At 41.4% G+C, this 23,059-nt stretch carries 37 protein-coding genes and 1 pseudogene; 15 read left to right on the forward strand and 23 right to left on the reverse strand.

Annotated elements, in window-relative coordinates; genetic code table 11:
* Positions 1-2 precede the first annotated feature (2 nt).
* From D7V32_RS04140 to D7V32_RS04240, 21 genes are all read right to left on the reverse strand, one after another.
* Complete coding sequence (locus D7V32_RS04140; protein WP_120401652.1) at positions 3-974, reverse strand: hypothetical protein; 972 nt, start codon at positions 972-974, stop codon at positions 3-5.
* Positions 975-1,032: 58 nt separating this feature from the next.
* Entirely contained in the window at positions 1,033-1,875 is an 843-nt protein-coding gene (locus D7V32_RS04145; protein ID WP_120401653.1) for an NPP1 family protein, read from the reverse strand.
* A gap of 112 nt (positions 1,876-1,987) precedes the next feature.
* Positions 1,988-3,184 carry a phage head morphogenesis protein gene (locus D7V32_RS04150; RefSeq protein WP_120401654.1) on the reverse strand — a complete coding sequence of 399 codons (1,197 nt, stop codon included), beginning with the start codon at positions 3,182-3,184 and terminating at the stop codon, positions 1,988-1,990.
* Complete coding sequence (locus D7V32_RS04155; protein ID WP_120401655.1) at positions 3,185-4,639, reverse strand: phage portal protein family protein; 1,455 nt, start codon at positions 4,637-4,639, stop codon at positions 3,185-3,187.
* Positions 4,640-4,647: 8 nt separating this feature from the next.
* A complete protein-coding gene (gene terL, locus D7V32_RS04160; protein ID WP_120401656.1) occupies positions 4,648-6,057 on the reverse strand; it encodes a phage terminase large subunit in 1,410 nt (469 codons plus the stop codon).
* Positions 6,047-6,511: a DUF2280 domain-containing protein gene (locus D7V32_RS04165; RefSeq protein ID WP_120401657.1), complete on the reverse strand. Its 465-nt coding sequence runs from the start codon at positions 6,509-6,511 to the stop codon at positions 6,047-6,049. Before D7V32_RS04165 ends, terL begins: the two co-directional genes overlap by 11 nt.
* A gap of 57 nt (positions 6,512-6,568) precedes the next feature.
* Positions 6,569-7,210, reverse strand: coding sequence for a putative metallopeptidase (locus D7V32_RS04170; RefSeq protein WP_120401658.1), 642 nt, complete (start codon positions 7,208-7,210; stop codon positions 6,569-6,571).
* The gene (locus D7V32_RS04175) at positions 7,170-7,646 is read right to left on the reverse strand and encodes a hypothetical protein (RefSeq protein WP_120401659.1); all 477 of its coding nucleotides are present in this window, start codon (positions 7,644-7,646) and stop codon (positions 7,170-7,172) included. The genes D7V32_RS04170 and D7V32_RS04175 overlap by 41 nt, the downstream gene beginning before the upstream one ends.
* 71 nt (positions 7,647-7,717) lie before the next feature.
* Positions 7,718-7,903: a hypothetical protein gene (locus D7V32_RS04180; RefSeq protein ID WP_120401744.1), complete on the reverse strand. Its 186-nt coding sequence runs from the start codon at positions 7,901-7,903 to the stop codon at positions 7,718-7,720.
* A gap of 360 nt (positions 7,904-8,263) precedes the next feature.
* The gene (locus D7V32_RS04185; protein ID WP_120401660.1) at positions 8,264-8,491 is read right to left on the reverse strand and encodes a hypothetical protein; all 228 of its coding nucleotides are present in this window, start codon (positions 8,489-8,491) and stop codon (positions 8,264-8,266) included.
* Positions 8,492-8,573: 82 nt separating this feature from the next.
* Positions 8,574-8,804 (reverse strand): hypothetical protein, encoded by a 231-nt coding sequence (locus tag D7V32_RS04190; RefSeq protein WP_120401661.1) that lies wholly within the window; start codon positions 8,802-8,804, stop codon positions 8,574-8,576.
* 502 nt (positions 8,805-9,306) lie between these two features.
* On the reverse strand, positions 9,307-10,047 hold the full coding sequence (locus D7V32_RS04195; protein WP_120401662.1) for a hypothetical protein: 741 nt from the start codon (positions 10,045-10,047) through the stop codon (positions 9,307-9,309).
* Between the two features lie 10 nt (positions 10,048-10,057).
* Positions 10,058-10,462, reverse strand: a complete 405-nt coding sequence (locus D7V32_RS04200; RefSeq protein ID WP_120401663.1) for a PDDEXK family nuclease — start codon at positions 10,460-10,462, stop codon at positions 10,058-10,060.
* A complete protein-coding gene (locus D7V32_RS04205; protein WP_120401664.1) occupies positions 10,459-10,722 on the reverse strand; it encodes a helix-turn-helix domain-containing protein in 264 nt (87 codons plus the stop codon). Before D7V32_RS04205 ends, D7V32_RS04200 begins: the two co-directional genes overlap by 4 nt.
* Positions 10,719-11,489, reverse strand: a complete 771-nt coding sequence (locus D7V32_RS04210; RefSeq protein WP_213072539.1) for a DNA cytosine methyltransferase — start codon at positions 11,487-11,489, stop codon at positions 10,719-10,721. The genes D7V32_RS04205 and D7V32_RS04210 overlap by 4 nt, the downstream gene beginning before the upstream one ends.
* A 23-nt stretch (positions 11,490-11,512) precedes the next feature.
* Entirely contained in the window at positions 11,513-12,253 is a 741-nt protein-coding gene (locus D7V32_RS04215) for an ATP-binding protein (RefSeq protein WP_120401666.1), read from the reverse strand.
* Positions 12,250-13,161 (reverse strand): hypothetical protein, encoded by a 912-nt coding sequence (locus tag D7V32_RS04220; RefSeq protein ID WP_120401667.1) that lies wholly within the window; start codon positions 13,159-13,161, stop codon positions 12,250-12,252. The genes D7V32_RS04215 and D7V32_RS04220 overlap by 4 nt, the downstream gene beginning before the upstream one ends.
* Entirely contained in the window at positions 13,158-13,466 is a 309-nt protein-coding gene (locus D7V32_RS04225) for a hypothetical protein (RefSeq protein WP_120401668.1), read from the reverse strand. The genes D7V32_RS04220 and D7V32_RS04225 overlap by 4 nt, the downstream gene beginning before the upstream one ends.
* Positions 13,463-13,717 carry a hypothetical protein gene (locus D7V32_RS04230; protein ID WP_120401669.1) on the reverse strand — a complete coding sequence of 85 codons (255 nt, stop codon included), beginning with the start codon at positions 13,715-13,717 and terminating at the stop codon, positions 13,463-13,465. The genes D7V32_RS04225 and D7V32_RS04230 overlap by 4 nt, the downstream gene beginning before the upstream one ends.
* Positions 13,718-13,767: 50 nt before the next feature.
* Positions 13,768-14,259: a phage regulatory CII family protein gene (locus D7V32_RS04235; RefSeq protein ID WP_120401670.1), complete on the reverse strand. Its 492-nt coding sequence runs from the start codon at positions 14,257-14,259 to the stop codon at positions 13,768-13,770.
* A 56-nt stretch (positions 14,260-14,315) separates the two neighbouring features.
* Positions 14,316-14,564, reverse strand: a complete 249-nt coding sequence (locus D7V32_RS04240; protein ID WP_120401671.1) for a hypothetical protein — start codon at positions 14,562-14,564, stop codon at positions 14,316-14,318.
* A gap of 117 nt (positions 14,565-14,681) precedes the next feature.
* On the opposite strand from D7V32_RS04240, the gene D7V32_RS04245 reads away from it, so the two are divergent.
* The 6 genes from D7V32_RS04245 (at position 14,682) to D7V32_RS04270 (ending at position 17,347) form a co-directional block, all read left to right on the forward strand.
* Positions 14,682-15,434 (forward strand): S24 family peptidase, encoded by a 753-nt coding sequence (locus tag D7V32_RS04245; protein WP_120401672.1) that lies wholly within the window; start codon positions 14,682-14,684, stop codon positions 15,432-15,434.
* 23 nt (positions 15,435-15,457) lie between these two features.
* On the forward strand, positions 15,458-15,790 hold the full coding sequence (locus D7V32_RS04250) for a hypothetical protein (RefSeq protein WP_120401673.1): 333 nt from the start codon (positions 15,458-15,460) through the stop codon (positions 15,788-15,790).
* Between the two features lie 5 nt (positions 15,791-15,795).
* Positions 15,796-16,011, forward strand: coding sequence for a hypothetical protein (locus D7V32_RS04255; RefSeq protein ID WP_120401674.1), 216 nt, complete (start codon positions 15,796-15,798; stop codon positions 16,009-16,011).
* A 49-nt stretch (positions 16,012-16,060) separates the two neighbouring features.
* A complete protein-coding gene (locus tag D7V32_RS04260; protein ID WP_120401675.1) occupies positions 16,061-16,399 on the forward strand; it encodes a hypothetical protein in 339 nt (112 codons plus the stop codon).
* 54 nt (positions 16,400-16,453) lie between these two features.
* The gene (locus D7V32_RS04265) at positions 16,454-16,960 is read left to right on the forward strand and encodes a hypothetical protein (protein ID WP_120401676.1); all 507 of its coding nucleotides are present in this window, start codon (positions 16,454-16,456) and stop codon (positions 16,958-16,960) included.
* Between the two features lie 192 nt (positions 16,961-17,152).
* Complete coding sequence (locus tag D7V32_RS04270; protein ID WP_120401677.1) at positions 17,153-17,347, forward strand: hypothetical protein; 195 nt, start codon at positions 17,153-17,155, stop codon at positions 17,345-17,347.
* Positions 17,348-17,433: 86 nt separating this feature from the next.
* Here D7V32_RS04270 and D7V32_RS17205 read toward each other — a convergent pair whose 3' ends face one another.
* A complete protein-coding gene (locus tag D7V32_RS17205) occupies positions 17,434-17,592 on the reverse strand; it encodes a hypothetical protein (protein WP_171407573.1) in 159 nt (52 codons plus the stop codon).
* A 198-nt stretch (positions 17,593-17,790) separates the two neighbouring features.
* On the opposite strand from D7V32_RS17205, the gene D7V32_RS04275 reads away from it, so the two are divergent.
* The 9 genes from D7V32_RS04275 to D7V32_RS04310 are packed head-to-tail and all read left to right on the forward strand — an operon-like array spanning position 17,791 to position 22,285.
* A complete protein-coding gene (locus D7V32_RS04275; RefSeq protein WP_120401678.1) occupies positions 17,791-18,213 on the forward strand; it encodes a hypothetical protein in 423 nt (140 codons plus the stop codon).
* Positions 18,213-18,794: a hypothetical protein gene (locus D7V32_RS04280; protein WP_120401679.1), complete on the forward strand. Its 582-nt coding sequence runs from the start codon at positions 18,213-18,215 to the stop codon at positions 18,792-18,794. Before D7V32_RS04275 ends, D7V32_RS04280 begins: the two co-directional genes overlap by 1 nt.
* Positions 18,795-18,813: 19 nt before the next feature.
* Positions 18,814-19,515: an ERF family protein gene (locus D7V32_RS04285; RefSeq protein WP_120401680.1), complete on the forward strand. Its 702-nt coding sequence runs from the start codon at positions 18,814-18,816 to the stop codon at positions 19,513-19,515.
* Positions 19,516-19,530: 15 nt separating this feature from the next.
* Positions 19,531-20,724, forward strand: coding sequence for a hypothetical protein (locus tag D7V32_RS04290; protein WP_120401681.1), 1,194 nt, complete (start codon positions 19,531-19,533; stop codon positions 20,722-20,724).
* Positions 20,721-20,864: a hypothetical protein gene (locus D7V32_RS17210; protein WP_171407574.1), complete on the forward strand. Its 144-nt coding sequence runs from the start codon at positions 20,721-20,723 to the stop codon at positions 20,862-20,864. The genes D7V32_RS04290 and D7V32_RS17210 overlap by 4 nt, the downstream gene beginning before the upstream one ends.
* Positions 20,864-21,220 carry a hypothetical protein gene (locus D7V32_RS04295; RefSeq protein ID WP_228200169.1) on the forward strand — a complete coding sequence of 119 codons (357 nt, stop codon included), beginning with the start codon at positions 20,864-20,866 and terminating at the stop codon, positions 21,218-21,220. Before D7V32_RS17210 ends, D7V32_RS04295 begins: the two co-directional genes overlap by 1 nt.
* Positions 21,220-21,867: a hypothetical protein gene (locus tag D7V32_RS04300; RefSeq protein WP_120401682.1), complete on the forward strand. Its 648-nt coding sequence runs from the start codon at positions 21,220-21,222 to the stop codon at positions 21,865-21,867. The genes D7V32_RS04295 and D7V32_RS04300 overlap by 1 nt, the downstream gene beginning before the upstream one ends.
* Positions 21,864-22,064 carry a hypothetical protein gene (locus D7V32_RS04305; RefSeq protein ID WP_120401683.1) on the forward strand — a complete coding sequence of 67 codons (201 nt, stop codon included), beginning with the start codon at positions 21,864-21,866 and terminating at the stop codon, positions 22,062-22,064. The genes D7V32_RS04300 and D7V32_RS04305 overlap by 4 nt, the downstream gene beginning before the upstream one ends.
* Positions 22,064-22,285 (forward strand): hypothetical protein, encoded by a 222-nt coding sequence (locus D7V32_RS04310; protein ID WP_120401684.1) that lies wholly within the window; start codon positions 22,064-22,066, stop codon positions 22,283-22,285. Before D7V32_RS04305 ends, D7V32_RS04310 begins: the two co-directional genes overlap by 1 nt.
* Positions 22,286-22,414: 129 nt before the next feature.
* Here D7V32_RS04310 and D7V32_RS04315 read toward each other — a convergent pair.
* Positions 22,415-22,867: pseudogene (locus D7V32_RS04315) on the reverse strand (SOS response-associated peptidase family protein); the annotation flags it as partial.
* Between the last annotated feature and the right edge of the window lie 192 nt (positions 22,868-23,059).

A 23,059-nucleotide genomic window follows, 5' to 3' on the forward strand; every position in this document is an offset into this window, starting at 1 on the left:
ACTTAACCCTTTTTATTTTGTTGAGCAAATGTTTGCGCGCCAGCTGTAAATCGATGTTGATCGCCACCTTGCCCTTGTTGTCCACCTTGACCACCTGTAGCTTGATGGCTAAACAGATGCGCAAATTGCTGTGGAATCTGCTGTTGTTGTGGTTGTGTCGCTGGCGGTGTGCTGCCTGCTGAGAATTGCTTTAGCTGCTGTGACATGAATGCAAATGAACCATCATCCATGTCAGTGTAAGATTTCTTTTCTTCAGCACTGAATTGCTTATTCAAAGACGTTTCAAGGGCTTTGATATCTTCTTCACGCTTATCAGTTTTGAACTTTTTAAGTTCCGTTTGTGCTGCGTCACGCTCTTTTTCAGCCTGTACGCGGGCTGCTTTTTCTTGCTCTAATTCGGTCACGTCTGTGTCCTCTGGTTGATTAAAGTTTTTTGGTGTGTGGCTTGCGGCAACGGCGTTTGTATTGTCATCTGCGCCTAAGGCACAAAAGGACACTTCACGGATGCGGCCGCCGCGGAATACAGCAATAGGTGCTTGAAAGGTTCGCCCATTCACAATGACTGAACCTTCTTTGACCTCTTCCACCGTGGCAGGATAAATCCGAACCGACATCTGCCATGGAAAGTCATCATCAGAGTCTTGAGCGACTTGGGTTCCAAACTCATTAGAGAGTAAATTCCCTTCAATTTTCAGTCCTTCAGCATGACTTACTGAATGGGAGTTAATTGCTCCAGCTCGCTGGCTTGTGCGATGCTCAAGTAATGCAGGAATGCGGCCTTTAATTTGGATTGAGTCAAGATCGAATACCACCTTGTCCCAATACCAGTGATCTGTGATGGCTTCACCGCTATAAGCAACGCCTGAAAATGTTCGCTTTTTCTTTCCATCCTCCGGCTTGTCTACGCTGACCTGACCGAGCTGAAAACAAAACTGATCATCTTTTTTAGGTTGCTCTTGATTTGTTTGTGGCATTTTTCATGCTCCATAAAAAAAACCACCTCGAGTGGTGGTTTTTCTGTGTAAATGTTTATTAGTTAAAACTAACTTTCCCCTTCCACTCAGAAGGCATATGGTTATTCAGCCATTTTTTGTCATCAATTCTGGGCACGGTTTCCCCCCAATTGGCTGTTTTAATAATATTCTTAAATTCAGCACTCGTTTTACTATAATCAACATAGTCTCTCATATCTTCACCAAACCATCTTCCAATTGGAGTCGGATTTGTATTAGTAACAACGTGGTTTTTATCGCCATTAGCAAAATCTAAATAATGAGTTGCTTTTTTCGCAATATATTTTACTGCGTATACATTCTTTTGATCTTTTAAGTGCGCTGCTGTTCCAACACTTTTAGTTTTTACATCTTTATGCTCAGCATGAGAAATAAATTGTGGAACGCCATCCTTTAACCAGAGAACCGCATGCTCCCACTCATGTTTATGTTCGCCAAATCCAAATGGAGCTTTAGATTCATCTTTCACCGCATACAAACCAAATACTCTTGCAGTATAGGATTGGTCATTTTTTGCTTTTATCTCGTTATAAAGTAAATACGCTTTCGGCAGCTGATCTTTGTAATCGCAATAAACAGACATTTTTCCATTAGGTTCAATACCAGGATTTGCCACCAGCTCTCCAGCAGTATGCCAAACTGGAGAAGATGCCAAACAACCATCAGTACCAAATGCCATTACGATTCTGCCACCAGAAATTGCTTCCGGCTTTAGAGATTGTCTCAGCTGCTCAGGTAATGCAGCACAAGCAGCTAAGCTATTACCGCTTCCGCATTTGGCATCAGTCCAAGCAAAAGAAAGTGTTGGGATTGAGAAAAAAATAGCTGAACCACATAGGAATTTAATTAAATTATTGTTCATAAGTTTGCTAAACCATTGAATAAAAATTTAATTTACTTCAACAAAATGAGGTTGAAACATACTTATTTTTAGGTATTTTCAACTTTTTTTATTTGAAGTAAGTCACAGATATTTAAATTTTTCTCAACCTGTATACAACACTTGAATTAATGAGTTCAATATCTACAACTTCAAACGACAAACCTATTGGGATTAGGATGCCTTCACCCGCATTCAGCTTTTCAAGATCAATCCCTAGACCTTTAGCATTTTCAATTTGAATCATCACATTAGACTGACCCTCTAAGAGCATTGGAGCATCCAAAGTGACCACCTTGCCCACTTCAAGCGCAGCAGCATAAGCCAGCGTGGTTGAACCAGTAATCACATCAGCACTATTGGCTGATACGGCGTGAATCTTTGCCATATCGTCTTTTACCCAGCGCTTAAGCACTTCTTCAGCTGAACTAATCGATGATTGCTGTAGATAGCTCGTAAGCGCCACATCATTACCCTGTACATAATCCAAGAAAGTCTTAATCGCGCTCGGCCTGATCGATGGATCCAGCGGAATAACTGTATTGGACACCACGTCGAATAGATCTCGGCTAGAGTCAGTCATCGGTGCTAAAAGACTGGTGAGCTTTTTCGATGCAGTCCACTCGGCCTTAATGACTTCCTTTTGATCGAGGAGGTATTCCTTATCCAGTACTGATACATTGATCTTTTTATCAACCAATGCTTCCAGATCACCAAATTGCAAAGGATGTGATGACCAGTCCAAAGCTTCTGCAACCTCTGGCAACTTATCATCCAGTGTAATGCCATATTTAAGCGCCTGCTTCTCAGTCAAAGCAATAACGGTACATCTGCAACGGAATGAAAGTGGTGGGTAATGCGTCAGCCAAAATGGATGGTCAATCGGCAATACAATGCGATTCAATGCCAAATGCGCAGGACGTACACGGCTGTCATTGATCGCTGAGTACATCAGATAAGGACGTTTATCTTTATTGCGATTCTGCTGCTGCCAACGTCCATGACCATACGCACTTTGGATATTAGTCCGAAATACGTTGTCCAGGTAATGCTTAGGTAAAATGATCTCAGATTCAGCCACAAGCTTCTGGAAATCGTTAAACGTTCCGCCATTAGCCAAAGTCTTATTCAGCGACTTAATGACCGTCTCAACTTGCTCAAGACTCGATAGAAAGCTCACTGTAGTAGCCATCTGCCTTGTCTTGAGATCCATTGAGTAAAACTCATCAGGTAGCACGATCTTTTTGCTATGAGCGTACTGCAGCGCCTCAAGGAACGTGACTGGTTGCATCTACTTCCCCTTGGCAGCTGTTGCATATCCCAACACATCTGCCGCATATAAAGCCTGATCCAGACTCGCAGCAAACTGAGACTGTGTTGCATCGGGTATTAATCGAGTCAAATTAAATAGCAAGGCCTCTGGTGTATCAGACTCAGCTGCCAATTGTTTAATCTGCTCATTAGTCAATAACTGCAGTTCACCTTGGCCATCCGTGAGCTCTTCAACTTCCTGCTGTTCAGTTGACTGCTTTTGTACTGAGGCTTTGAAGCTGAATGCGCGCTTCTGCAATGCAGAAAAAGCTTGCTGAATGGGTTCCGCAGCAGGCTTAAGGTCACCTTCTTGCAAGTTATACTCACGCATGAAGTATGACTCTGAAAGATTTGCACCAGCATTCTTTAAGTGCGTATCCCGCTCAGCCTGGTCTTTATTCAGTGGTTTAGATCTCTCACCTAAAATCACTTTATGTACAGTCCAGTTATTTAGTGCACATAATGCATTCACAACAGCTTGCAGTGTTGGAGTGACCAACCGAATATCAGATTTAAGCTTATCGCCACGAACATTTTCATGAACCTGCCCTAAAGCATAGCTACCTTTTCCGTCCGTTCCGCTGGTGAGCGTTTGCCCGAGTACTACTTTTTGAATCTGCTGTGCCAGGGTTTTATTAAATGTCTCAAAAGCCCCATTGGCTGAACCAGAGCCCTGAGTTGATAGTACCTGCACATCATCCTTAGCATCGATGGAAAGTACGCTTTGCGCATGGGCATTAAGTAATGCTTGGTTCATATCCTCTGTTTCAGTATCTTCACACTTACCCAGTAGGATTGGCGTGCCAAAGCGTTCTAAAAACTTTGCCCAAAACTTAAAACCATTCTGCTTAAAGAAGAACAACCAATACAGTGTCGCCAATAATGCCTTGCCATAAGGCTGTTCAAATGTGGCCTTACGACGAGTGAGGAAGAACTTTAGAAATTGATCAACTTCGCGATCTGTACCACCACCGTCTTGACGATAGATCAAGCGCCCATCGTTTTTAGGCTCAAACCATTGCATTGGCTTTTCACCAATCCACTGCAATCCTAGATATCCCTCTTGTTTTACTTCGTATACAGCCTCTTGCACTGAATAGCCAAAGAGCAAAGCATTTAGTGCAGCAGATGCAATTTCGAAGTACCACTCATCAAGCTCAGCTTTTAGATATACTGCCTCTGGTGTATCACTAGGCTCAATGCGGAACGGCGTAGCCAATAACGCATCAATACGTGTCTCTACTGCCTGCGCAATCTCATCATCATCCAGCAATACAGATAAGCGATGACGAGCAATACCCGCTTTACGCAATACCTCATCATTGTCAGGACGTCTTCCAAAGTGTGTGAAAAAGTTAGAAATTGCTTCTTGAGTGTATAGACCACCTTTAGACAAAGCCTTCTTTGACGCTTTGTCCTTTTTAGACTTTGCCATGTGTTTTCCTATTGATATGTACGACTTCCAGCACCAGCTGGTTTTTTACCAATTCGAGCTTCATTTAACTCCGTGAAGCCATCACTACATCCATCCACTTGGTCATCATGCGTACCGTTTGGGAAGTTGCGAAGCTCATCAATGAGTGCCTTGTTCCAGTCTCCACGGAGCATCTTCACATTGCCAATGTTGACCTGTGCTGCAAATGGCTGTGCCCGCGTGATCTTGTCACCTGATACCGTCTTGGCTTTAACACTGAAGCCTGAAAGCATCGTAATGAAGTTTTTAGCTTGCGATTTACCTGCCTGCCCAGGATCTTGCGGCAACCGTATCGAAACAGACTTACCGTCCATCTGAGCCGTCTGCTTAATCGTATTTTCTACACCATCAGGCCCCCATCGGCCGCGCACCATATCCACAATGTAAATGATGTTTTCTTTGGTCTTCAGCATTCGCGGCCCAGCAGTCCAGTCACCTTCGTTTTCTGAGGCAGCCAAGTCCCAAGCGCGCACTTCTTTTATGAATTCCGCGGGCAGCGCATCGACAATTTCAATTCTGTCAGGCTTAAAAAAACCGCCAGCTGGCGGTGATGGTAATTGGCGATACTGTCCTGAGAAAACATACGGCGCAGCATCCTCCATAACCTTCAAACGCTCAATTGAATGCTTTGCTGGCCAAAGTGCTGTGCCGTCATCTTGAATAGCTGGTAGGCATAAATGCTCCCATTCTTCACCATTACCACCAGCAAGCAACCATCCTGCTAAATCTTCTTCATGCAGACGCTGCATAATTACAATGATTGGCGTATCTGGTGAGTTGGTCCGAGACTCAAGCGTATTCTGAAACCACTCAATTACATTGCCACGAATTGTGTCTGAACTCGCTTCACTGGCTTTGTGCGGGTCATCGATAATAATAGCCCCGCCAAATTCCTTTCGGATCTTGCCAGCACCAAAACCCGTGATCGTGCCGCCAGTACCTTGCGCATAGCAGACTCCACCCGCCTGGGTACGCCAATCATCTTTAGCCTTGCTGTCATCACGTAGCTGAAAATCAGGAAATACACGTTTATATGCTGTTTCCTGCACCAAGTTTCGCGTCTGAAATGCATTATTGGCTGCTAGTGTTGCTGAGTAGCTGATATGAATAAATTCACAATCAGGCACCTTTCCAAAACACCATGCCATGAAATTGATAACAGCCAACTCTGTTTTAGAATAGCGCGGCGGGATGTTGATGATTAAGCGCTTAGTTTCTCCACGAAATACTCTCATTAGAGCATCACAAACTACACGATGGTGCCAGTTGTGCATCCACTTGTACTTGCGGCGCTCTTTAAACATATAGCGTGAAAAGAAGTACAAATCCTCCTGCGCTTCGATTTGAATCGCAAGCTCACGTGCCGGGTCAGTATTCATCAATTACCCGCTCCCTTGCTGCAAGGTAGCTTTCAGTTGGAACATTGGTGGTTACTGTTTCAATTGGCTTACCACCTTTGCCAGTAATTTCTTGCTTAGTCACACGGCCATCGGTTTCTTGAAATGCCTGCTTCAGTAAATTCTGCTTTGCCCGCTTATTACGTCCTGAGTCCTCATACATCTTCTGAAGCTCCATAAGCCGAAAGGCTTTATTGGCAATCGCAATATCTTCAATGTTTTCTCGAAAATCCTCACGGGTGCGTTTAAACAAGTCTTTTAGTTTTTTACTCAAGTTGCGGCCAGCAACCTTCGTTGGATCGTAAAGTGCCACCTGTTGCCGCGTGATTTCAATCTCATATTCTTGCTTTACAGCTTCTACTACTTGCTGAGGGGTTTCAAAGCATGCAAGAGACTGAACTATAAACATTTTTACAGGCTCTTTTAGTGCTGCCATAAACTCACCTTTGTATAGCTACGTATAGCAAGATAGGTAAAAAAAGAGCCCTAAGGCTCAATTAATTAGACAGTTCCCACAACACGCAGCAATATTTGTTTCTGAAACAAACGGCGCCTGCTTCGCAATCTCAACCAGTCGCTTAACATTTTCATCCGCGCCCCAACGCTTGGTCTCACCAAAGAACACTTCAACGTCATGGCCAGCCAAGTAATGCTTCGGCAAACCAGTATTATCGCTATAGATCGCTTCGCCATCTTCGTCACGCTCAACACCAATGTGGTAAAGCTCATGTTCGATGAGTCGGCAGAAATCTCTGTCAGTTGCCTGTTCACAGTAAGCTGCATCAACAGTTATGAGATAAACAGGTACGGCGCCGAACCAGTCGCGCATCTGCTGCTCTTGCCGGGCTTTCTTCCATCCACCCTGGTTAAACATCACTTTTTCACACTGACCCAGTACCATCCGCTTTTTAGCCATGGCAGCCGATGAAGCCCATGCAAATGACAAAAAGCTCTCATCGTCATGCAACAGCTCAGCAATATGGTCGTGATCTGGGTTATGAAGCTCACCACCAATGGTCAGCCAGTTTTTAATAACCCAGTCTTTCAAATCTGGTGCAGGTGCAAGCAAAATTGCTTCTTGCTCTTCTGCTCGATCAATCAGATCTGTCGGCGGAAATGGTCTGATCTGTTCCATTGAATATTTGCCTTTTCAAATTCTTTAGCCATTGGCTTGTTCTATAAGAATCAATCTGCAGAGGACCCGATTCTTGAATTTTGTACCGTTCGGCAGACTCTATTCGAACCACAGTAAAGCCCATCTCAGCTGCGTCATCATAACGATCCAAGCTCCACGCCTTATTTGCTAATTTTCCGCCACGACCGCCCGACCAAGGCCCACCTGAGATCTCAACTAAGATTCGATGTTCAATTAAATGAAAATCAAAACGCCAATGCTTTGTAGATTTAAACTGGAATTTCTTTTCGTATTTAATATCCAGGACATTGAGCGCTTGTTCGAAATCTTCTTCCGCTTCTAAATATTTTTCTTTTGCCTTAGGTAGCGGCTTAGTTCTCGGTTTGGTTTTTGGTGGGCGCTTTTTAGTTTTCCAGAAATAGTCATCTGCATTCATATACGGCGTCCATTAAAAAAACCGCACCAGCTTTTACTGGTACGGTTTAATCACACAATATTTAAACAAGCCTAGTCATCATTTTTCCAAAATAATACTGATACTTTAAATTCATGCTTTAATAAAAATGCGCTAATAATAATAAAAAAACCTATGGGAAATAAAAAATAATCAACTGCAAGCAATCCATAGACTGCTACAAACATCCCCAGTAAAATAAATATGTAAAATGTAATAACACCAACTATTTCACTCATTTTTTCCACCAAAACAATGAAGAACATAATCAAGCGTTAGTTAAACATATCAGTCAGACCCACCCCATACCTAGAACTTGGTATTTTACCTTTCATTAAAAAAGTACATATATATTTAAACAAATACATAATATTACAAGAAATCCATATTTCATTTTAAAATTTAGCCAACATTTTATTCGTCGACTAAGAAAAAAACCTGCTTATCTCTCCCAAAATAAGCAGGTCAATGTTCGCTGATATTTTTTAATATTGCTAATATTTATTTATTGACACCGACTATACACATCCAATGTTTCAAAAATATTAATAAAAAACAAAACAACATAAATATCAGAAATACTGTAATACCCATAGCAACTATTTAACTTTTTTCACCTTTAAGCAGTCTCGACAAATTTCAAGATGGCCATCTGCACAATGATGAATTTCGGTCACGCCATGAAAACCTAAAAGACATTTTATAATCTGAAACATATTTTCCCCCTTTAAAAAAAAGCCCATACGGGGAAAGGTTGTATGGGCTGAAACTAAGGACACCCGATAAGGTGCTGAAACTACAGCTAGTTTCAGTTGATTATTTTCCATACATTACACTAATTTACATTAGCATAATGTGACAAACTAAAGCCCTATAGTGAGAATAATTGACAGAAAACAAAAAACATTCCTAATATTTAACTTCAAGCTGATAGTCGTCTTGAGTGACCTTAATTTTAATATTTTTATACTTTCTCTTATTGGGATCCATTGCTGACCCTGCAACTTCTTTGAAAAAATCCCGATCATTCATTAGCTCACCATAAGCCTTAAAGCCTATCAATATCTTTTCAGGCTTTTCACTCTCATTTGAAAGATCTTTCAGAATATCATCTAGTTTTTTAACTGTTGGGAATGACATAAAACTCAATCCAAAATTGAAAATTATAATTATCACCCACAAGTATGAAGCTAAAGTGTCAGTGACGCATCACAGGCAAAAAAAACACCAGTGCTTAAAGGGGCTGTATCGCAAAACGCCCAGCAGCTGCCATAAATTAAAAAAGCCCCACATTGCTGTGAGACTTCCCCTTAATTTTTTGCGCTGATTAAGGATTGTTGTTATTTGTTTTTATTAAATAACGCTCGTATATTAATTCAATAATGTGACTTAAGTCAAATTTCAAGCGGAAATTGCAAATACACTCAACAAAACAATGAAACAATGAGACAATAAAAAATCCCACACTCAAACTGAGAATAGGATTTGATATAAAAAAATACCCGCAAGATATGGGCTGCGGGTATATAAACTTTAAATTATGAAAAAGCCCACCATTTGGCGAGCTTTTAAATTCTTTGCAGGGCGACCAATACAAAAACGCCCATTATATAAATACTTATACTCAAGTGTTCTGTTTGTGTCAAGCTATAGCCGCTTCGTCTCCTTCGAATTCAAAGTGAAAAGCGCGGCACAACCTATCCCTAATTTCATTTTCCCATTGGGCCACGATCGACTCCCCTAAAAGTTCGTATTTTGCATATCGTTCAGAGTATCCAGATTTTGATACCTTTAATTTTGCAATAGTAATTTTCTCATGAAGTGTATATGAGCGTTTTCCAGTCCCTTCACATTTTTGGCAAGGTTTAATACCGCACGGATAACCCTTGTCATTAAATAGCTCTAACTTACCCAATCCTTGGCAGGCACTACACATTGCTTTAACTGTTACACGTCCACGCAGTACAACTTCAGCAACCCCCTTTGCAATATTGGATAAATCACCTTGTGCATTATTTGGTTTAAAATTATTTTTAACCATTTCCTTGTGTATTTTCACAGCCAATTGATTTCGCACACGGAAAAAGTTTGCAGATTGAACACTACCTTGCCTGATTTCGACCTTGCCTGGAATATCATCAATTCGCTTTCGCGAACTTACACCATTGATAATTCTAGTTTCGTATATTTTTTCAGCCGGCGTAATCAAAGCTATGCGCTCAAAACCAACTTTCTCAATTAACAACTCAGCCCACATGCGAGCATGTTTATGTAGTAATGCAATCTCGCCAAGGACAATACTTTTAGAAATCTTCTTACCACTATCACCTTGAGCAATAGCAAGGCGAAGAAACTCCAAAAAATCAAACTTTTCAACCAACATAATCGCCTTCCTATAAATCCAACAAAACCATAATTTCTTTAATCGCTTTACCACTTTTCACTTGCTCGGTACTAAACCGAATTACCTGATAACCCAGCATGGTTGCCGCGTTATATTTCTCCATATCCCCGATATAACCTTTGCCCCTTGTATGCCTACCGCCACTCCAAATACCACCCTCAACCTCAACTAAGATCATCTTTCCTTTTAGATGAAAATCAGCTCTCCATTTCCGCTCTGGGTGAAACTTAAATTCACGCTCAAATTCAACTTTTAAAATCTGCAGTTCCATTGCAAGTTTCGCTTCAAATTCATTCGATACTTGCCCAGCCTTAACACTCAATCTTTTTGGGCTTCGCTTAGATTTCGTAGTACCAATCATTTTCTTGTATTCAGCAATTGAGTAGCTGGTCACCACTTCACCCCAAACAGCTGTTTTGCTTTCCCGCTCAAGTAATACCGATATTCACGATCACCGCTGCCGACGATATAAATCAATCCCATATCAGCAAGAGTTTTCAAATATCGCTGTACTGCGCGGCGTGATAGATCTGGCATGACTTGCTTTTGAATTTCAGTTGTTGTCGCTACTGGTGTATGCTTAATTGCCAGCAGCGTATCTATGCCGCGGTTTAATACTGCGGCCTTGGCGTAATTGACTTGACGTTCATTCATGCTGCACCGCCTAAATATTCAAATGCGCTTTTAGCCACGACTGGAACTTGTCCATTTCCAATGGCTTTAAGTCTGTCCATCCCAAAGGCCACATCATGATTAATTCTGCGAACAAGGGGTTGAGGTAAATCGGGTCTTCTTCGCAAGTCCTCAATGCTTCTGATGTCTTTGCCCCACGGTAACCCGGAGAACCTCTGTATCTGTTTTTGCTTGAGCCTTTTCCCTCGCTTGCGCCTGGTGTTGGTAGCGACAATCCAGGTGCGTTCTCGTTTATGAGCTCCACCGGTATTTGCACATGAAATAATTCCCCATTCTGCATCAAACCCCATTTTGGCAAGATCACAGAGGATTCTATCGAGTCCTCTAGTAATGAGCATTGGGCTGTTTTCAATGAATGCGTATGTTGGCTCCACTTCGCGAATGATCCGGGCAAACTCTGACCACAATCCAGATCTTGCTCCATCAAGTCCTTGTCCCTTTCCTGCGATACTGATGTCTTGACATGGAAACCCGCCAGAAATGACATCAACAATTCCTCGCCATGGCTTTCCGTTAAAACTGCATACGTCAGACCAAATTGGGAAAGGCGGGAGAATTCCATCATTTTGTCGTTGCGCCAAAACTTGTGCTGCGTAGGCATCACGTTCAACTGCGCAGACTGTGTTCCATCCCAAGAGATGCGATCCGAGTATTCCACCACCAGCGCCTGCGAAAAGAGCCAACTCATTTAAATCACCTGTATTTTTATTTTGTTCAAGCCAATCGATCGTAAGGTTGTCATGCTGATCTTTCACACCCCACCTCCCACACGTTGATCCGCCCAATTGCACTCAACCACCGTTAAACCATCATGTTGAAAGCGTGACCAGAGACGATCGCCTAAATCCTTCTGCAGTTCTGCCAAGGTCAAATTCGAAACAATCATGGTTGCCTTACCTGCGTCATAACGTGAATACAAAACCTTGTGTACTAGCTGTAGGCGGTTCTCGTGACGGTCATGCAGCCCATATTCATCCAAAATGAGTAAGTCGTAATCTGTAAAGCGGTATACGGCGCTACTCTCGCTGTCATCAGGTTTCTTCCAGGCATTTGCAATCTCACTGGCCATGTCTTCAGACGTGATGTAACGAACTTGAATTCCCTTGTTCAGCAAAGTACGCGCTGTAGCACAGCTAAGGTGTGTTTTTCCCGTACCTGTTTTGCCAGTCATGATCAGATTGCGTTTGTGGCCAACGATCATTGATTTAGCAAAATTCACACAGTTGGCCAGCGCTTTGGATTGGCCTTCATGTGTAGCTTGGTAATTTCTAAAACCTGAATCCTTGTGACGCACTGGAATCATCGCCCCGCCAAAATGCAGTTCACGTACCATCTGATCTACACGCTTCTGGTGCTCACGGTTGTTTTGATTCACGTTGTTCTTAGCGCACTCAGGGCAAATCTGATTTGGGCCAGCTTGTACCATGCGAACATTGTGCTCAGCGCAGAATGCTTGCACCTGAGGAAAGCTCATTGAGATCATCGCGTTCATTCGAAATCCTCCGGTATGTGTACCTGTGTTGGTGCGCCTGTCGGTTGTGGGATTGAATCCCATGCATCATTCACATTTCGAGATGGTTTTTCAGAGGTGCGGGGTTTTGATTTTTTTGCTTCGCGTTCCGCATTGGCCAATTGTTTTTCAAATTCCTGAAAAATCCACTGTGCGAATTTACGCAGTTTTTGGTTATCAGAGAGCTGATGATTGTTTTCATGGTGAGCGTTGAAGTTCCCCAGATGAAATTCAAAATCTGCCATGCCTAGAATTTCAGAAACTCGTTGTGAGTGCTTCGTGGCTTTCAGAGCTGTTGCCAGTTGTTCAAGATTTGGTGTCCATGCCTCACATGAATTTTGGTTTTCCGCTTGCGCGTTCTTGTGTGTGTTTATATCTGTAGTAATCTCTGTATTTGTCCCCCTTTTGAAATGGGGAGCCTCCCCATTTTGAAAGGTAGACCCTCCCCATTTTGAAAGTGATAGGGTGGTCATTTCAAAAAGCACAGGGGTAATGAGTTCGATAAACAAAACATTGTTGTATTTCTGATTGTTAGCTTCGATTGTGCGAAATTGTCGCTTGATGACGCCAAAACTCTCCAAACGATCAAAAGCTTCCTTGACTTGCTGTTTTGAGAAGCCAAATTGATCCGAAAAACTCTGATAAGAACGCTGTAAAAGATCTGACTTGAACTTCTTTTTTACGCGCACAATTTGACCAGAATCTTCATCACGAACGACTGTTGGGCGATGCCAGTACACGATTTCTGAAAGCAAAATAATGGCATTTACATCTGGTTTTCCATTATCAAGACGGAGCGTATTAAACCAATTTGTAGGTAATATATTCCCTTCTAAATGGACGCTGCCGACCTGATCCACAACCTCATGGCCAGTGCTAAATAACCTCATACAGCATCCCCTTTAGGCATTTCGTAAATAAAACTGCCATGCATTAAAATTCTATTAGCTCTACGTAAACTCGCTACAATTTCAGCAGCTTGATACACGGAAATTCGATGCTCATTGACCAATGCCTCTATGAACTCGTTTCGAGTGATAGCTGCGTTTTTCTCATCGCGGTTTATCTTGCGCAGATTGGCTTTTCTGACTTCCAGAAATACTTCTAATGACCGTAGCGCAGGCTCATACCATGACTGCGTCCACTGCACCTGCTTGTGTGCAGGCTTTTGCTGAATGGCTTTATTGGTGATCATGGGACCTCCGCAAGCGCTTGTTCAGCTGCAGTAAGCCTGCGTTTGGCCAATACCTCAGCCACCGTTGCCGCGCGAATCAAATGTGCCAATGCAAAGCTTCTATTGCCATTTAGTAGCACGCCATCTCCTTGCACTTTATGAACAGTCATCAGGTGGTCTGGCTTTTTTGGATCCGTGAAAACAACAACATCACCAGCTAAAAAGTCGGATTTGTCATTGCTTGGCTGTTGTGTTAAATTTGATTTGTTCATCGAATTGCCTATAAAAATTTAATGAATGTTTAAAAGCCTGATCTGAACCATCAGGCTTTTTCTATTTGTAATGCTGATAAATATTTTGCGCACTCGCCTTTCATGGCCTTACGCAATGACTGAATTTTTTGCTCCATTCCTTCCAGAATTCTGTCCGTCTCATCCATTTCTGCTGGCGTTACAACACCATCCTCCAGCGCATTCAGGACTTGCTTGTTTGCTGCGCCATTTCCCACATTCATGCCAAGAAGCGACTCAAGAACACTTAACTGGCGCTCACTCTCACCCGATCCAGTGATAGGCATAAGGGCCAACCCTAATTTGTGCGCCCAAGACTTAATAACTGCTGGGTTTTGGGTATAGATAAGCATTGCCTCAAATGTCTTTAGACTTGGCAAATGGCTCTCCATATTGGGATTTGCATAATTTAAAATCGTGTTATGTGACACATCTGCAGCATCAGCAATTTCTTTTGGTGTAATGCCTTTACTTTTGTGGATCATTTGAAACAGAGCAGATTTGGTTTCTTTTGATATATCCATGTGAACCCTATGATTAATTTCACGTTTATTTAAAACATTGACCGAGTGATAATTGGTTAAACCGGGATGGATTGATTTCTCAAATAATCAAAATCAGCCTCAGGACATAATGAGTCGCAAGAAACTTTACCTTTGCTTGCTTTATCAATTCGAATAGCTAAAGGTGCACCACATTTTTTGTTCACGTAGATGATTTGCTGAAGATTGCCAACGGTTGTTAAGCACTCTTTTGCAAAGGTTTTACGCCCTTCTGGCGTAAGGCTTAAAAGGTAGCTTTTAAGTTGCTCGGCACTAGAGGAAGACATCTCATATCTCCTTGTTGAATATATTTAGTAAATACTAATTTTAATTACTAAACATGTCAATAAATCTTTAGCTTTTACGAATTTACTTTTTACTAAAAACTATGTGAAATACTAAATATGGATAAAACTGCCTTAAGACGCATAAATTTGCGCACAGCCATTGATGCTGCCAATAAAAAATTGGGATTTAAGTCGGACGTTGCTTTTTGTGAACACTATGATTTAAACGCTAGTCACATCTCCCAGCTCATTAATGGGCATGGAAGTTTTGGCGAACGTGCAGCAAGAAACCTTGAGAAGAAGGTGGATTGGCCTACAGGGTTGCTTGATGAGGATTCAGGTAGCGAAGGTGTGAAAGGTCCCGGGCATAGCGGTGGCATCCATATATCCCCCATTGAATTTCGATCTGGTGAGACAAAACCAACCAATGTGCGCATCCCTGTCTATAAAGATATAAAAGCATCTTGTGGTGCTGGAATTGAGAATTTTTTAGAAGACGTGAGCGAATACTTAGATATAGACCCATATATCTTAAAAATCATGGGCATTCAAACCAAGCCTGAAAACTTAAGAATTATTTACTCTGCTGAATACAGCATGTGGCCTACAGTTGCGCCAGACAGCCCACTATTTGTTGATGTATCAGATAAAGATCCTGATTCACTAAAGAATGGGAATGTCTATGTTTTTACGCATAACAATGAGCTGAGAATGAAGCGGATATTTGTGAGTTATGCTGGTAGTAGATCTGTGAGGCTTGCAAGTGACAACCCAGACAAGGTTCGCTACCCAGATGAATTTATTAGCAATGAACAGCTTAATGAGATTAATTTTGTTGGACGGCTAGAGTTGGCTTTAGTTAAGCCATAGGGATAAATCAAAAGGAAAACAAAATGATAGCAACACTCAATAAATCTAAAACTGCGCTATCAATTAACCGCCAAGAGTTTAAATTGGCGCTAGGTAAAATCGGTGATGGCATTGATAAGCAGGTAGCCGCACTTAAAAAAGCCAAGCAAAGCTATGATGTTGCGGAAATGGCACGTGAAGTTATCAGTGAGGTAAATATCTTTGAGACTATTATTGAGGGCTTTAACGAGGCTGAAGGCACTAATTTAAAGCTTGCTGACATAACTAATCTCGATGTAGCACAAGGCTGGGTAGATGAATTCTTGGAAAAGTATTCGGGTGCAACCCAGCAAACAAATCAAGGAAATGGCAAATAAAATTAATGCAAAAAATTGAAGTAAATTCTCACAAGATCAGCCATGTGTCCTATCAGCATCTTTTGTTAACCGTGGCGCTCAAAACTGGTGAGAAGTTTATTTATAGGCTTCTTGATGCTAAGACATTCAAAGAATTTATTGATTCAGCAGATAAAGATAAATTTTATAGAAACCAAATTGAGGCTAATAAAAAATTTAAGCGGATTCAGCTTTTTGTGTAATACACCACCATAAACCCAAGGAAAAATCTACTTTGGATTGTTTTCAATTATGAAAAAAATAATTAGCGTTATAAAAACTTGGTATAGAGGCGATTACGGAGATCCAGAGTATAACTTTGTGACCCAGGAGTATGAGTTTAAAAGAACTCCTTATAGACATTGGACCGCAAAAGCTACCGAAATGCTGCTTATAACGCCTTATTTGTATGTATGGAGAGCTTTTCGAAAAAATCCTAATTTAATTTTAACCCAAGTTTCTACATTCCTTGCAATTGTTATAGCTGCGCTATCTCTATATCTGCAAATCAAAGATGATAAGATCGAGCACAAGCAATGTAAAATAACAGGCTCCGAAAATAATACTGTCATCATTCAATGCATTAAGTGATTTACTACTATTAGCACCCACAATAATGGGAACTCAATATATTGGAATTAAAATATGATCTTAGATCGACAGCTACAGCTAGAAATGCTTCAAAAAATGAGCACCACTTACCCTGAATTTTATAATTTTCGTGAAGAATATAAGTTTGGAACTGATGACTACAACAAGGTCGTATCCAATCTATATTATTTAATGCAACATGATTTAATTGAAAGTCGAAGCATCATGGATTCAAAATCCATGAGCGGATTAAAAAAACCTCAAATTAATTTACCAACAATCAATCAAAACGGTCTTGATTTCCTTGCAGATGATGGTGGACTGTCTGCAATCCTAAGTGTTATAACGATTAAGTTTGAAACCCAAACACTTAAAGCAATCCTAGCAACCAAAATTAATCAGTCTGATTTACCCCATGAGAATAAGAAATCAATGATTGATGCACTCGAAGATCTTCCTGCTGAGTCTATAAAACACCTGACCACCAAACTACTGGATGAGTGTGTTGATAATCTGCCAGCAGCAATTCTTCTAATTGGAACGTGGTTAGGCTCCTTCTAACCAATTTAAGCAACACATTTCCGCCATCAAGAAGAAATATATCTACATCTACGTCCATCTCAGTGTAAATACCGGGGTGCTTACCGTTTAATTGAAAACATAAGCCTTTAAATAGATTCGTAAAAAATTACCTTTTACTGCGAACCCGACGCAGTCATTTAGAGCAGATCGGGTGGTTTAAATAGGTCGGCAATGATTGAAAAAATAAAAAAATGGTGGAATGGTGAGTGGGTAACCTATGGTGGATCTGATGCTTTTGGCATTGGGTTGGATAGGCACTGGACATCACGTTTTGCACACTCACTTTTAGGATATCTTAAAAAGCATCAAGCCTGGATAATCCCCACCTTCATAACTGTCGCTGTATCTATTTATTTAGCAAAATAATGGTACTTACCCTTAACGAAACCAAGGGAATCCATATACGATCTTTTGGTTGGTTAGTAGTTTGGATTTCTTGCGAATTTCCCTGATTAGTTTTTTCTTTCAGCAATGTGATTATTTAATCTTACTTTTGCTTTGGAGAGTTTACGTTTTTTAATAAAAGGTAATTTACCTATGGTTTGCATTAAAATTAATGAGATTAAGAAAATATTTAGCAATAACGAAATATAAAGCAAATCAACATCCACTTATACAAACTCCATTCAACCCACCACCACGGTGGGTTTTCTTTTGTCTATATTATCATTTACTAAATTACTTACTAATTTTATTTAGCAAATCTATTGACTATTTATTTAGTAAATACTAAATTACACCTTGTAAACAACAAAAAAGCACATCAATCCTCTTACCTACTGATGTGCTTTGCAAACTGCGAGATAAGTATGAACAAAACCTTAACCCCGATCAATAGCTTTAAAGTAACTCTTGTTACTTCAGCTATCGCGTTTGGCGCTTTAGCCTTCGCATATAACCCAGACTTCAGCATTCAATCTGCAAAGCAAACTGCTCCTGCACTATCAGCTGTAGCTGCAATGCAATTCAACACAGCCAATTCAGGCACTGCAGTTGTCCGCTTAGACGGTTTTACCCTAGACGTCAGCTTTGACTTCGAACGCATCGATGACTCATACGGCGTACCCGGCAGTGAATTCACCAATGTCGAAATCACAAACCTATCTGTAGACAAAGTCATGGATACATCTGGCTATCCAATCCGCGACTTTACCGACCTCAATGACCATCTAAGCATCAACGCCATGCTGGTGTCTCACATGCTGCAAAACAATATGTTGGAGGCTATCTAATGAATGCATACACAAAACCTTTCCGCGAAGACTTAGGCATTGATGATGCTGGCTTCCACCGCATCCGTATGGGCAACACGGTTTACTGCGTAAAAGACAATCTGATTTACACGCTTTCTGCAGATGGCCAGCTGACGCAAGTGGATGAAAGCACACTGACAGCAAAGTCTTGGATTCGCCGCAACGTAAATGAAGTACTTGGCTTTCAAAAACTAACTGGCCGCTTCATCCGCAAAGATCGCCGCGGCTATGTCATCGATATTAATGGCATTCAATACCTCGTACCCGCGGGTATGGATCTGACTAAAAATCTAGACCGCAACGTGTTTGGACGCAATGCCCCAGTCTTCTACTGGTCAAGCATGCGTCAGATCAAAGATGGTCTGCTCATCCCTGTCGCGGCCGAAATAGTCGAATCATTGCCATTTCAAACTGCGGTTAAAAGTGCAGTCAATCCGCAGCGACTTATAGAGCGAGCTAAGCGTAAGCACAACAACAATCGTTGGCACTCTCGTCATGAATGCGAGCAGTACAAGCTTAAAAAGAACAACACCGACGCCTTTGGCACAACTTTTAAATAAATGAGCTGGGAGAAATAACATGAACGCATTACAACAAATTCAGCTCGAATTAAAAGCGCCAAAGAGCAAATACAACTCTTTTGGTAAATACCACTACCGCAGCTGCGAAGACATTCTTGAAGCAGTTAAGCCTTTGCTGCAGGCAACCAACTCAACTTTAGTTATTACAGACGAAGTGCAGCAAGTTGGTCCTGTTGTGGTTGTCACAGCAAAAGTCGTGTTTACCGATGCCGATGGCAAAGAAACGACAGTTACGGCGCATGCTGGTGTAGAAATTGATAAGAAAGGCATGGACGTTGCGCAGACATTTGGTACATCCAGCTCATATGCCCGCAAGTATGCCCTAAACGGAATGTTCTTAATTGATGACACCAAGGACTATGACTCTGATGAGTATCACAACCAAGTAAATCAGCAAGCTAACCGCAACCAGTCAAATCAGGGCCAGCAGCGCCAATCTGCACCCAAGAATCCGCCAGCACAGCAGCAGGCCAACAATCCTCAGCAAAAACCTTTAGAGCAGCGTTATCAAGATGCTTTGGTATCCATTCGTAATGCCAAAAGGCCTGAAACATTGGATAAGGCCGTTAATACCTTTAGCAATACCAAATTTAATAATCAGATTCAGCAAGCCTGCCGTGCCCGTGCAGATCAAATGGGTTGGTCGGATGCCCCACCGCAGCAAAATCAAAACCCGCAGCAAAACAGCATGCATAGCTAATTGGAGAGTATAACAATGAACCCTATTCTTTCTAACACGCAGGCCTTTTCGGCTCTTTCTGCAGGTCAAAAAATTGAAGCGCGTCATATGCAATCAGCTGAATTTGATTCGCTAGACAACTTCCCTGCAACAATTTTTGTGAATCCTGAATATGAGTTTCGTATTGCCGTGGTTTACATGACCATCGGTTCAATGCGGGTGCCGGAGTCAATCTCAGAATGCCCAGCCAAAGGCACTCAATGTTTCCTGCCGTCTATTCTCACTGAAATAAAAGCCAAGGGCTTTAAGTGGAAGAATTCGGACATCGACTTGAGCTTGCTCTCGCGTGGTCTTGTTCATTTGTATGAAGAAAATGCCATTACGCATGCAAATGCATTAATTGCTGCAAGTCGCGGATCTGTAGAAGCTCCTTCAGCATCTAATGACCTATTGCCTTGGGAGGAAGATGACCAAAATTCAACATCAAATGATGTTAAAGAAAAGACATTTGAAAGCCAGTCGAATATTCAAACTATCAAGCAAGGTCCAGTCACTGCAGTAGAAGACAGTTTGAGTGAAGAAATCGAAACAGATCCGGTAAAGATCGTTGAGAAATTTACGGCCCAAATCAATGCTTGCACATCCAATGATGCAGTTTTAGCACTACGCCCCGTATTCATGGCCAATGGCCACTTGGATCGTGAGCACACTCAGCACCTGTGTAAGTTAACTGAAGATAAATTGCTTGAACTGGATCCTAAGCAATATACGCCAAAGCTTGAATCTCCATCTGAAAACTTAAGCATTGAAGAGCCTCAACGCCTGCAGGCAGAAGCGGAAAAGTTAGTTACTGGTAATAAGTTAGCCGAACAAGCCGAAAGTGAATATCAAACTCTTTTAAATGAACTTCTCGAAGGTGTAGCAAATGCAGCCACGCCTGCGGAAGTTAATTCGCACACTCGATACACAAAGCCATGGACAGAGCTGCAGCGTAAACCTTTGCTTGATGCAATTCATAAACGCTTGCAAGAACTCGCACCAGCTGCAGCTGAAATTAAAGAGCCGCCATCACTAATGGTTCAGATTCAAAATGCACCAGATCTGACAGCCTTAGATGCTTTAGAGATTGATGTATCTACACGCCATGCAGAAATTCAGCCAAAGCTCATGGGTTATGTGAAACGCCGCCGTTTTGAGCTTGAAAATCAAGCAAGTGAGGTGTCTTCATGAGCTTCCATTACTCAACTATCACCCGAACACTGACTGTGTTCGGAGTGAAAATGACACATATTTTTAAAAATACTAGCGCTGGTGAAATTGAAGAATTGATCATTGATGCGAAGTTTAAAGAAGCAAATTGGAGAGTGTGATGGATATTCAGCAAAAACAAGCCAAATGGAAGCAAGAGCGTCCGTTATTTGAAGCGGAGTTTATTCACTCTCATCTTCTACCGTTTTTCAATTTCAATGAAAACACTGGTGATTACGAAATTAAAAGTGAATTTTCAGAAGATGAAGATCGTAAACTGGCTTATGAAATTTTAAATACTGGATGGGTTATGTGGTTGCGTGCAAAGCGGGATGCCAAAAACCAAGCTGTGCCTGAAGGTTTTGTTTTGGTGCCAAAGGATACGCTGAATAAAGCACTCAATCCCAATGATTATGATGAAGCTGTTTGTTCTGCAAATGAGCTTTTAGCAGTAATCGAAGCACAGGAGCAAGGCTAATGAAGAATAGATTCTACCTTCGCTCACCGCACGGAAATACGGGATCAAATATGGTCTTTCATGCTGTGAATGGTCAGGGATACACAACAAATCTTGCTCTTGCTCACGTTTATTCACTGGCGGAGGCTCAGCGAGAATATGAGCTTGCGAGAGATGGCGAACACCCCGTTTCAGCTGATCATGTTGATAAATTATCTGTAGAAAAAGTAGATCATCAGGGCCTACCAAGCGAATCGGTTTATGCGGACTGGGCTAGTTCGTATGTTGTTTATAAAAAGGGGGTATACGACGGTAATGATGTGTATTGGGTGAGTGGTGAAGGTGTTACAACTGATTTATCACAAGCGGATATATATACCCAATCAGAAGCGCTTCAGATTAATCAATCTAGCTTTGTTGCCTTGCCATTTGATTTGGTAGAAGCAAAAGCTCGGCGCACATTCAAAGCTTCACTTTTCAATTCTAGAAAAATGATTACAGCTGCAGGATTGCGTATACCCAAGCGAATTCAAAAATTAAGACGTAGACAGCCAAGCCCTATGACGCGTTTTAATTGCCCTGAGTGCGGAAAAATCAACTGGCAGCATAATCCGTATGATTTTGAGGGATGTAATCACTGCTGTCATGGTTCAGGAGTTTATGCATGATTGAACTATCTCCCGCAGAAATCGAACTTCTAGAAGAGCTCCGTGAAGAGTTGGGCCCACGTGTTATTTCAAATGTTGGCTTACCCGCATATCTGCCAGCAGAATTGGTGCAAGTTCTTTATAAATTGGTTTGTGAAAAAGTGGCTGAAAATGAATTGCCAGCTGCAGTAAGAAAAAGTTTGAAGGAGGTGTCTTGATGGGAGCTGCAATTGATTTAACAAATGTTGAGCGTCGAATCTCAACTGGTGAATTTGCGCTTCGCATGAATATTTCAGAAAAAGAGTTGTATTCACGCATTAAAGATGGTCGCATTAAAACGCCATCAAAAGATGGGCGAAAAAACTACTGGCTGAATAGCTATGTTTTAGAGTGTATTGTAAATCCGGATGGTGATAACATGGACACACTAAATGCATAAAGCACGCATTAAAAACAGGTCGCATTTAGCGGCCTTTTTTTTGCAATAAAATCAAATGTGAGTAATATTGTGAGTAATAAGTAGATAAAAATAACAGTTATAATTAAAATACAATAACTTACATCAACAATGATGACTTGCATTCATCGTAATCATGGTTGCAGAACGGATTATTTCTTCGCTCTTTTGGCAAATCTCATATAACGCCGCGATATATGCGGGTTTTCCATCCTTACGCCTCACACCCCAGCGCTGCGGCTTATTGTCTATATATTTAGACTCATAAAACTCAGACACAGGTATAACGCCAAATTTACATTTGCTGACTGCATTCACAAAACTGGCTTTTTGCAGCAAGGTTTCATTGCGGGCATTATAGGTTTTCAGCGCTATGGATTTATCTTCTGACCATTTGGGCACCATGCCAAAACCCACTTTTCGCCACTCTAACCCTTGTTCAGACTGAAACAACAGCGGTAAATCATAATTTGGATAGACCTCATCAGGGTATTCAAAACTGATTTCAGGCAAGTTTTGAGACTTTAATTGCGCCAAGGTAATCGGTTTGAAGTTGGCACACATATTTGCCATAATCCACAAAAATTCAATCTTTATAATAAATGAAAAATCTAAATCAAAGGCGCTTTATCGTTTTAATTCTGAGTATGAACTTATACCCAATCATACATGCGGCAAAAGTCTCTGTACATACAGTTTCATTTTTACCTTTTAGTATCGAAGCGCTCTATCTCAATGAATATCCATTTAAACAAG

The sequence above is a fragment of the Acinetobacter tianfuensis genome, assembly GCF_003611465.1.
GTDB lineage: Bacteria > Pseudomonadota > Gammaproteobacteria > Pseudomonadales > Moraxellaceae > Acinetobacter > Acinetobacter tianfuensis.

What these genes read in the sequence shown, in the direction of transcription:
- D7V32_RS04140 (WP_120401652.1), bottom strand. Translation starts at nt 974, where the DNA reads ATGCCACAAACAAATCAAGAGCAACCTAAAAAAGATGATCAGTTTTGT.
- D7V32_RS04145 (WP_120401653.1), bottom strand. Translation starts at nt 1,875, where the DNA reads ATGAACAATAATTTAATTAAATTCCTATGTGGTTCAGCTATTTTTTTC.
- D7V32_RS04150 (WP_120401654.1), bottom strand. Translation starts at nt 3,184, where the DNA reads ATGCAACCAGTCACGTTCCTTGAGGCGCTGCAGTACGCTCATAGCAAA.
- D7V32_RS04155 (WP_120401655.1), bottom strand. Translation starts at nt 4,639, where the DNA reads ATGGCAAAGTCTAAAAAGGACAAAGCGTCAAAGAAGGCTTTGTCTAAA.
- terL (WP_120401656.1), bottom strand. Translation starts at nt 6,057, where the DNA reads ATGAATACTGACCCGGCACGTGAGCTTGCGATTCAAATCGAAGCGCAG.
- D7V32_RS04165 (WP_120401657.1), bottom strand. Translation starts at nt 6,511, where the DNA reads ATGGCAGCACTAAAAGAGCCTGTAAAAATGTTTATAGTTCAGTCTCTT.
- D7V32_RS04170 (WP_120401658.1), bottom strand. Translation starts at nt 7,210, where the DNA reads ATGGAACAGATCAGACCATTTCCGCCGACAGATCTGATTGATCGAGCA.
- D7V32_RS04175 (WP_120401659.1), bottom strand. Translation starts at nt 7,646, where the DNA reads ATGAATGCAGATGACTATTTCTGGAAAACTAAAAAGCGCCCACCAAAA.
- D7V32_RS04180 (WP_120401744.1), bottom strand. Translation starts at nt 7,903, where the DNA reads ATGAGTGAAATAGTTGGTGTTATTACATTTTACATATTTATTTTACTG.
- D7V32_RS04185 (WP_120401660.1), bottom strand. Translation starts at nt 8,491, where the DNA reads ATGGAAAATAATCAACTGAAACTAGCTGTAGTTTCAGCACCTTATCGG.
- D7V32_RS04190 (WP_120401661.1), bottom strand. Translation starts at nt 8,804, where the DNA reads ATGTCATTCCCAACAGTTAAAAAACTAGATGATATTCTGAAAGATCTT.
- D7V32_RS04195 (WP_120401662.1), bottom strand. Translation starts at nt 10,047, where the DNA reads ATGTTGGTTGAAAAGTTTGATTTTTTGGAGTTTCTTCGCCTTGCTATT.
- D7V32_RS04205 (WP_120401664.1), bottom strand. Translation starts at nt 10,722, where the DNA reads ATGAATGAACGTCAAGTCAATTACGCCAAGGCCGCAGTATTAAACCGC.
- D7V32_RS04215 (WP_120401666.1), bottom strand. Translation starts at nt 12,253, where the DNA reads ATGAACGCGATGATCTCAATGAGCTTTCCTCAGGTGCAAGCATTCTGC.
- D7V32_RS04220 (WP_120401667.1), bottom strand. Translation starts at nt 13,161, where the DNA reads ATGAGGTTATTTAGCACTGGCCATGAGGTTGTGGATCAGGTCGGCAGC.
- D7V32_RS04225 (WP_120401668.1), bottom strand. Translation starts at nt 13,466, where the DNA reads ATGATCACCAATAAAGCCATTCAGCAAAAGCCTGCACACAAGCAGGTG.
- D7V32_RS04230 (WP_120401669.1), bottom strand. Translation starts at nt 13,717, where the DNA reads ATGAACAAATCAAATTTAACACAACAGCCAAGCAATGACAAATCCGAC.
- D7V32_RS04235 (WP_120401670.1), bottom strand. Translation starts at nt 14,259, where the DNA reads ATGGATATATCAAAAGAAACCAAATCTGCTCTGTTTCAAATGATCCAC.
- D7V32_RS04240 (WP_120401671.1), bottom strand. Translation starts at nt 14,564, where the DNA reads ATGTCTTCCTCTAGTGCCGAGCAACTTAAAAGCTACCTTTTAAGCCTT.
- D7V32_RS04245 (WP_120401672.1), top strand. Translation starts at nt 14,682, where the DNA reads ATGGATAAAACTGCCTTAAGACGCATAAATTTGCGCACAGCCATTGAT.
- D7V32_RS04250 (WP_120401673.1), top strand. Translation starts at nt 15,458, where the DNA reads ATGATAGCAACACTCAATAAATCTAAAACTGCGCTATCAATTAACCGC.
- D7V32_RS04255 (WP_120401674.1), top strand. Translation starts at nt 15,796, where the DNA reads ATGCAAAAAATTGAAGTAAATTCTCACAAGATCAGCCATGTGTCCTAT.
- D7V32_RS04260 (WP_120401675.1), top strand. Translation starts at nt 16,061, where the DNA reads ATGAAAAAAATAATTAGCGTTATAAAAACTTGGTATAGAGGCGATTAC.
- D7V32_RS04265 (WP_120401676.1), top strand. Translation starts at nt 16,454, where the DNA reads ATGATCTTAGATCGACAGCTACAGCTAGAAATGCTTCAAAAAATGAGC.
- D7V32_RS04270 (WP_120401677.1), top strand. Translation starts at nt 17,153, where the DNA reads ATGATTGAAAAAATAAAAAAATGGTGGAATGGTGAGTGGGTAACCTAT.
- D7V32_RS04275 (WP_120401678.1), top strand. Translation starts at nt 17,791, where the DNA reads ATGAACAAAACCTTAACCCCGATCAATAGCTTTAAAGTAACTCTTGTT.
- D7V32_RS04280 (WP_120401679.1), top strand. Translation starts at nt 18,213, where the DNA reads ATGAATGCATACACAAAACCTTTCCGCGAAGACTTAGGCATTGATGAT.
- D7V32_RS04285 (WP_120401680.1), top strand. Translation starts at nt 18,814, where the DNA reads ATGAACGCATTACAACAAATTCAGCTCGAATTAAAAGCGCCAAAGAGC.
- D7V32_RS04290 (WP_120401681.1), top strand. Translation starts at nt 19,531, where the DNA reads ATGAACCCTATTCTTTCTAACACGCAGGCCTTTTCGGCTCTTTCTGCA.
- D7V32_RS17210 (WP_171407574.1), top strand. Translation starts at nt 20,721, where the DNA reads ATGAGCTTCCATTACTCAACTATCACCCGAACACTGACTGTGTTCGGA.
- D7V32_RS04295 (WP_228200169.1), top strand. Translation starts at nt 20,864, where the DNA reads ATGGATATTCAGCAAAAACAAGCCAAATGGAAGCAAGAGCGTCCGTTA.
- D7V32_RS04300 (WP_120401682.1), top strand. Translation starts at nt 21,220, where the DNA reads ATGAAGAATAGATTCTACCTTCGCTCACCGCACGGAAATACGGGATCA.
- D7V32_RS04305 (WP_120401683.1), top strand. Translation starts at nt 21,864, where the DNA reads ATGATTGAACTATCTCCCGCAGAAATCGAACTTCTAGAAGAGCTCCGT.
- D7V32_RS04310 (WP_120401684.1), top strand. Translation starts at nt 22,064, where the DNA reads ATGGGAGCTGCAATTGATTTAACAAATGTTGAGCGTCGAATCTCAACT.